At 69.5% G+C, this 6611-nt stretch carries 7 protein-coding genes and 1 pseudogene; 6 read left to right on the top strand and 2 right to left on the bottom strand.

Features of this window, described 5'->3' with window-relative positions; genetic code table 11:
• Positions 1-322 precede the first annotated feature (322 nt).
• From gap to ABH928_RS28950, 5 genes are all read left to right on the top strand, one after another.
• On the top strand, positions 323-1327 hold the full coding sequence (gene gap, locus ABH928_RS28970; RefSeq protein ID WP_370071574.1) for a type I glyceraldehyde-3-phosphate dehydrogenase: 1005 nt from the start codon (positions 323-325) through the stop codon (positions 1325-1327).
• 138 nt (positions 1328-1465) lie between these two features.
• A complete protein-coding gene (gene pgk, locus ABH928_RS28965) occupies positions 1466-2683 on the top strand; it encodes a phosphoglycerate kinase (RefSeq protein WP_370071573.1) in 1218 nt (405 codons plus the stop codon).
• An 11-nt stretch (positions 2684-2694) separates the two neighbouring features.
• On the top strand, positions 2695-3489 hold the full coding sequence (tpiA, locus tag ABH928_RS28960; protein ID WP_370071572.1) for a triose-phosphate isomerase: 795 nt from the start codon (positions 2695-2697) through the stop codon (positions 3487-3489).
• A 149-nt stretch (positions 3490-3638) separates the two neighbouring features.
• A complete protein-coding gene (gene secG, locus ABH928_RS28955) occupies positions 3639-3878 on the top strand; it encodes a preprotein translocase subunit SecG (RefSeq protein ID WP_370071571.1) in 240 nt (79 codons plus the stop codon).
• A gap of 248 nt (positions 3879-4126) precedes the next feature.
• Positions 4127-4414 (top strand): RNA polymerase-binding protein RbpA, encoded by a 288-nt coding sequence (locus tag ABH928_RS28950; protein ID WP_370071583.1) that lies wholly within the window; start codon positions 4127-4129, stop codon positions 4412-4414.
• 116 nt (positions 4415-4530) lie between these two features.
• Here ABH928_RS28950 and ABH928_RS28945 read toward each other — a convergent pair.
• Positions 4531-5644, bottom strand: a pseudogene (locus ABH928_RS28945) (LLM class flavin-dependent oxidoreductase).
• Positions 5645-5734: 90 nt separating this feature from the next.
• Between ABH928_RS28945 and ABH928_RS28940 the strand changes: the two are divergent.
• Positions 5735-6286 (top strand): PadR family transcriptional regulator, encoded by a 552-nt coding sequence (locus ABH928_RS28940; RefSeq protein ID WP_370071570.1) that lies wholly within the window; start codon positions 5735-5737, stop codon positions 6284-6286.
• A 34-nt stretch (positions 6287-6320) separates the two neighbouring features.
• Here the strand turns inward: ABH928_RS28940 and ABH928_RS28935 are convergent, their stop codons facing one another.
• A complete protein-coding gene (locus ABH928_RS28935; protein ID WP_370071569.1) occupies positions 6321-6533 on the bottom strand; it encodes a ribbon-helix-helix domain-containing protein in 213 nt (70 codons plus the stop codon).
• Positions 6534-6611 lie beyond the last annotated feature (78 nt).

Here is a 6611-nt window from a genome sequence, read left to right as displayed (position 1 = left end):
GATCAAACTGCCCGGCGTCCGCGCCCGGGTGGGGCGGGGGGGGGGGGGGGCCGGGCGGGGGGGGGGGGGGGGGGGGGGGGGGGGGGCCGGGCGGGGGCGGGGGGGGGGGGGGGGGGGGGGGGTGGGGGGGCCCCCCCCCCCCCCCCCCCCCCCCCCCCGCGCCCCTGTCGTTCGTGCGCTGAGAAGCGCCCAAAGAGCCCCCGTTCAGGGCTGGTCGGATGTGCTCAAGAACACCTTGCGGAGGTAGGGTCGTTACCGGTCGGGGACATCCCATTCCAGCTCGTCAGCCCCTCTGGCTGACTAACAGCGAGGAGATCGGTTCGTGACGATCCGGGTAGGCATCAACGGTTTTGGCCGTATCGGCCGTAACTACTTCCGTGCCATCGCATCCCAGGGCGCCGACATCGAGGTCGTCGGTGTCAATGACCTGACCGACACCAAGACCCTGGCGCACCTGCTCAAGTACGACTCGACCCTGGGCACCTTCCAGGCCGAGGTCACTCACACGGACGACACCATCACCGTCGATGGCAAGACCTTCAAGGTCACCGCGGAGCGCGACCCCGCCAAGCTCCCCTGGGGGGAGCTCGGCGCAGACATCGTGATCGAGTCCACCGGCATCTTCACCAAGGCCGAGGGTGCGAAGAAGCACCTGGCCGCGGGCGCCAAGAAGGTCCTCATCTCGGCTCCGGCCAGCGACGAGGACATCACCATCGTCATCGGCGTCAACGACGACAAGCTCGATGTGACGAAGCAGAGCATCATCTCCAACGCCTCCTGCACCACCAACTGCGTGGCGCCGCTGGCAAAGGTCCTGCACGAGGCCTTCGGCATCACCACCGGCTTCATGACGACCGTGCACGCCTACACCAACGACCAGGTCACCCTGGACTTCCCGCACAAGGACCTGCGTCGCGCCCGCGCCGCGGCCCTGAGCATCATCCCGACCTCCACCGGTGCCGCCAAGGCCACCGCGCTGGTGCTGCCGGAGCTCAAGGGCAAGCTGGACGGCACCTCCCTGCGTGTCCCCGTTCCGACCGGCTCGATCACCGACCTGGTGGCCACCCTGGAGCGGGACGTCACCAAGGAGGAGGTCAACGCGGCCTACCAGAAGGCCGCCGAGGGCTCACTCAAGGGCATCCTGGCGTACAACGAGGACCCGATCGTCTCCCGGGACATCGTCAACTCGCCGTACTCCTGCATCTTCGACGCGCCGCTGACCATGGTCCAGGGCAACCAGGTCAAGGTCTTCGGCTGGTATGACAACGAGTGGGGCTACTCCAACCGTCTGGTCGACCTGACCGCCCTTGTCGGCAGCCAGCTCTGACGGACAGACAGCAGAAGGTGTGAGACGACAGGGTCCGGGCAGGCGTTGCCCGGACCCTGTCCGCATGCCGTCGGGCAGTAATCTCACTCCGACGACTCCCCAGCCGACCGCCCAGAAGAACAGGAAAACATCTCCACCATGCAGACCATCGACGACCTGATCGCCGGGCCGGGTGTCGCCGGCAAGCGCGTCTTCGTCCGAGCCGACCTGAACGTGCCGATGTCGGACGGCCTGATCACCGACGACGGCCGGATCCGTGCCGTGCTGCCCACCGTCAAGAAGCTCGTCGAGGCCGACGCCAAGGTCGTCGTCGCCTCGCACCTGGGCCGCCCCAAGGGCGCGCCGGCCCCGGCGTTCTCGCTGCTGCAGGCGGCCGAGCGCCTGGCGGAACTGCTCGGGCAGCCGGTCGCCTTCGCGCAGGACACCGTCGGCCCGGCCGCGCACGACGCCGTGAACGGCCTGGAGCCCGGCCAGGTGGCCGTCATCGAGAACCTGCGCTTCAACCCCGGCGAGACCAGCAAGGACGACGCCGAGCGCGGCGAGTTCGCCGACCAGCTGGCCGCCCTGGCCGACCTCTACGTCGGCGACGGATTCGGCGCCGTGCACCGCAAGCACGCCTCCGTCTACGACCTGCCGGCGCGGCTGCCGCACGCGGCCGGTCTGCTGATCGGCACCGAGGTGGGCGTGCTCAAGCGCCTCACCGAGGACGTCCGGCGTCCGTACGCGGTCGTGCTGGGCGGGGCCAAGGTCTCCGACAAGCTCGCCGTGATCGACAACCTGCTGGGCAAGGCCGACCGGATCCTGGTCGGCGGCGGCATGGTCTTCACCTTCCTCGCGGCCCAGGGCCACGAGGTCGGTACGTCCCTGCTGCAGGAGGACCAGATCGAGGCCGTCAAGGAGTACCTGGCCCGCGCCGAGCGCGAGGGCGTGGAGTTCGTGCTCCCCGTCGATGTGCGGGTCTCCGCGAGCTTCCCGGACCTCAAGACCAAGGCCGCGGTCGAGGACGCCGAGGTCGTCGGCGTCGACGCCATGCCTGCGGGCAAGATGGGCCTGGACATCGGCCCGAAGACCGAGGAGCTGTTCGCGGCCAAGCTGGCCGACGCGAAGACGGTCTTCTGGAACGGCCCGATGGGCGTCTTCGAGCACCCCGCCTTCGCCGACGGCACCCGCGCCGTCGCGCAGGGCCTGCTTGACTCGGACGCCTTCACCGTCGTCGGCGGTGGCGACTCGGCCGCCGCGGTCCGGCTGCTGGGCTTCGACGAGTCGAAGTTCGGTCACATCTCGACGGGTGGCGGCGCCAGCCTCGAATACCTGGAAGGCAAGACCCTGCCGGGTCTTGCCGCACTGGAGAAGTGAGCATCCCTGACATGACTGACGCCACCACCCGCAAGCCGCTGATGGCCGGCAACTGGAAGATGAACCTCAACCACCTCGAGGCCATCGCCCACACCCAGAAGCTCGCCTTCGCGCTCAACGACAAGGACTACGCGGCGGTCGAGGTCGCGGTCCTGACCCCGTTCACCGACCTGCGCTCGGTGCAGACCCTGGTCGACGGGGACAAGCTGAAGATCAAGTACGGCGCGCAGGACATCTCCGCGCACGACTCCGGTGCCTACACCGGCGAGATCTCCGGCCCGATGCTGGCCAAGCTCAAGTGCGCCTACGTCGTCATCGGCCACTCCGAGCGCCGCCAGTACCACGGCGAGAACGAGGAGATCGTCGGCGGCAAGGTCAAGGCCGCGTTCCGGAACGGCGTCGTGCCGATCCTCTGCGTCGGCGAGGGCCTGGACATCCGCAAGGCCGGCAACCAGGTCGCGTACACCCTGGCCCAGGTCGAGGGTGCGCTGGACGGCGTCCCGGCCGAGCAGGTGGAGCAGATCGTCATCGCCTACGAGCCGGTCTGGGCCATCGGCACCGGCGAGGTGGCGACCCCCGAGGACGCGCAGGAGGTCTGCGGCGCGATCCGGGTCCGCCTGGCGGAGCTTTACAGCCAGGCGGTGGCCGACAAGGTCCGCATCCTCTACGGCGGTTCGGTCAAGGGCTCCAACGCGGCCGGGATCATGGCCAAGCCGGACGTGGACGGCGCGTTGGTCGGCGGCGCCTCGCTGGACGCGGAGGAGTTCGTCCGTATCGTCCGCTATCGCGACCAGGCCGTCTCCTGAGCGGCGACGCCTGAACCGCGGTCTTTCGAGCGACTGTTTCGCCAACGGGTTTCCCCGTAGGCTGTCGCATGCCTAAGGTGGTAGGTCCCGGCACTGTAGGGTGCCGGGCCTGCTGCCAGCAGACACTCACCTGAAAGATTGGTCCGGCTGTGATCCTCAGCTTTTCGATTGCGTTGATCTTCTTCAGCGTGATGATGGTCATTCTGGTCCTGCTGCACAAGGGCAAGGGCGGCGGCCTGTCCGACATGTTCGGTGGCGGCATGTCCTCCACCGGCGGTGGCTCCGCGGTGGCCGAGCGCAACCTCGACCGGATCACCATCTTCATGGGCGTCGGATGGTTCACCTGCATCATCATCCTGTCGCTGCTCATGAAGGCCAAGAACGGCTGATTGCGCAGGTCGGCAGGACGCTGTCAGGAGGTCTGACGGAGCGTCGCCTCCACGCCTATCATGGGTGACGGTCGTCACCGGCCCGTCTGTGACGGGGGTGTGGGGCGACGCTTATGCGTTCCGTACACTAGGACGACCTTCGCCCGGGCCCAGTCGACCGGGTGGTCGCAGTACCGCACCATCACGCAGGGAGTCAGACCGTGGCAAGTGGGAACGCCATCCGTGGCAGCAGGGTCGGGGCCGGTCCGATGGGCGAGGCCGAGCGGGGCGAGTCCGCGCCGCGACTGCGCATCTCCTTCTGGTGCGCGAACGGACACGAGACGAAGCCGAGCTTCGCCTCCGACGCGCAGGTCCCGGACACGTGGGACTGCCCGCGCTGTGGGTTCCCCGCTGGTCAGGACGAGGAGAACCCGCCGGCTCCGCCGCGCACCGAGCCCTACAAGACGCACCTCGCGTACGTCCGCGAGCGCCGCAGCGACGCCGACGGCGAGGCGATCCTCGCCGAGGCGCTGGCCAAGCTGCGCGGCGAGATCTGACGACGTCCGCGGCGAGGCGGCAGCACAGCCCGGCTTGTCGCGCCCACGCGGCGGAACCGCACATCAGCAGAGCCGCGCGCCCCTAGGCCTTGCAACTGGCCCGCCGTTCAAAGGAATTACCGGAACCGTGGGATCACGTGCTCGCCCCACTGCCGGATGGTCTCCAGGCACGCCGACTGAGGCACCGTGCCCATCTGGATCAGGCAGATGACCTCGTCGACGCCGATGTCGGCCAAGCGCTCGACGTAAGCCACCGCCGTCTCCGCCGTTCCGTAGGCGTGGTCGACGTTGAACGTCCCCGTCGCGCTGGGGGCGGACCGGAACCCTCGCCTCGTGGAGCTTGGCGACCAACTCCTCGCGGTGCGAGGCCATCGCCGCCGCGTGGTCCGTGTCCGGTTCCGGGTCCTCGACGGGCGCGGGGCCGCCGCCGTACCACTGGGCGATGGACTCGGCGAAGAAGCGCTGCCCGCGCGTGCCCGCGCGGTACGCCTCCTCCGCGTCGTCCAGGACGACCGTCGGGCAGAGCGCCGCGAAGTGGTCGTTGACCTCCGACGAGACCAGGCGGGAGCCGTCCCGCGCGGCGAGCGCCGCGTCGTAGACCGCGCGCATCTCGCGGACGTCGTCCGCGCCCGCAAAGCCGAGGACCAGCGCGCCGACGCCGTACTCGGCCGCCGTGCGCAGCGTGTCGTGCTTGCTGCACGCCATGAACAGGGGAGGGTGCGGGAGTTGGACCGGGCGCGGCAGCACCGCGCCGGGGCCGATGTCGATCGAGCCGTGCCACTCGAACTGCTCCTTCCGCCACGCCGCCGCGACGATCTGCAGTGCCTCCTCCACCTGCGGATAGGTGTCCTCGGCGCGGACGTCGAACATCGCCATCTCCTGCGTGGTCGCGCCGCGTCCCGCGCCGATGTCGACCCGGCCGCCGGAGAGGGCGTCCAGCATCGCGCTCCGCTCGGCGACGCGCAGCGGATGCTGGTAGCCGAAGGGCATGGTGACCACGCCGTGGCCGATGCGGATCCGGGAGGTACGGGCCGCCACCCAGGACAGGAAGATCTCCGACGCGCTCATGTGCGCGTACCGGAGCAGGGAGTGGTGCTCGACCGCCCAGATGCGGTCGAAGCCGACCTCCTCGGCGAGGACTGCCTGGTCGACGCAGTCGTGAAGGAGGGCGTGCTCGCGTTCGGGGGTGGGGTGGGCCAGCTGTGCTTCGAAGATCATGGAGAACTTCACGGGCTGCCTCCGATATGCCGACTAGACATATGACTAGCAGTCATATCCCAAGAAGGGAAGGCGTGTTGTAGTAGCACGTACACTGCGGGAATGAAGCCTCTGCCGATCACCAGTTGGGCCGTGCTGGGCCTGCTCTCCTTCGGGCGGGAGCTGTCGGGCTACGACCTGAAGAAGTGGGCGGACCAGAGCATGGGCTTCTTCTACTGGAGCCCGTCGTACAGTCAGATCTACAGCGAGCTACGGAGATTGGAGTCCGTCGGCTACGCCGCCTCGGAGGAGGTGCCGGGGGACATCCGGGCCAAGCGCCTCTACCGGATCACGCCGGCCGGGGAGGAGGCGCTGCGGGATTGGGCCGACGCGGCGCCGGTCGAGCCCGCGGTGCTCAAGCACGGGCCGATGTTGCGGCTCTGGCTCGGGCACCTCCAGGAGCCCGCGCGGCTGCGCGAGACGCTGCACGCCCACCGCGACCTCGCCGAGCAGCGCCGCGCCCAGGCGGCGGCGGACGTCACCGCGGCCGAGGTGCACCCGGAGTGGATCTTCCCGGTGCTGACCCTGCGCTGGGCCGAGCAGTACTACGCGGACGAGCGGGACCGGATGGACCGCATGCTCGCCGAGCTCGACACGGTCACCGGGAAGGACTGAGCCCGGACGCCCCGTGGCCCGACCCGGCGGGCTGCTACGCCTGGCTGTCGGGCGAGGTCGCCCGAGGCCGCGCGGCATCGCCCGGGGTGGGGGTTGTTGTTCCGAGGACCCCGCGCATGTGCTCCGCCCTGGCGTGGATCGCCTCGCGGAGGAGCCTGCCCAGCGGAACCCCGGCCCAGCGGGCCGCCTCACGCAGGACGGTGAGGTCATCGGCGTCCAGATGGACGGTGACGCGCTTGATTGCCATGGCCCCATCCTGGCCTGGAACGGCATTCGTCCTCACACGATGCGGCCCGCCTCCTCCGAAAGGGGGAGACGGGCCGGG

The sequence above is a fragment of the Streptacidiphilus sp. MAP5-3 genome, assembly GCF_041262505.1.
Classification (GTDB): Bacteria; Actinomycetota; Actinomycetes; order Streptomycetales; family Streptomycetaceae; genus Streptacidiphilus.
The sequence above is the reverse complement of the archived record's forward strand: the minus strand, read 5'-3'. Positions and strand labels throughout refer to the sequence as shown.